This is a genomic window from Staphylococcus gallinarum, from assembly GCF_000875895.1.
Taxonomy (GTDB): Bacteria; Bacillota; Bacilli; order Staphylococcales; family Staphylococcaceae; genus Staphylococcus; species Staphylococcus gallinarum.
In genome coordinates this window covers 1-241 of record NZ_JXCF01000239.1, presented here as the reverse complement: position 1 = coordinate 241, position 241 = coordinate 1, and the positions used below count along the sequence as shown (strand labels likewise).

1 pseudogene is annotated in these 241 nt (G+C 32.4%); it reads right to left on the bottom strand.

Annotated elements, in window-relative coordinates:
* Positions 1-241, bottom strand: a pseudogene (locus tag SH09_RS16245) (MobV family relaxase); the annotation flags it as partial.

Genomic DNA, 241 nt, shown 5'->3' with positions numbered 1-241 from the left:
GCCTGTTTCTTGTATTTCTTTGTTGAATAATCCACCTACTTTTTCAGTTTCATGTTCATATTGGACGTTTAAAGGCTTTTTAAGCGTTTCTAATGATTTTTGGTATTGTTCTATCAACTCCCTGCTTTTTTGTTGTATATGGCTTAATTTTTGGCTCTCACGCTCATATTCTTGCTTATGATATTCTGTTTTTTGCTTATATCGGTTTACCTGATCATGTTTAGCATTTGTAACTTGTCTT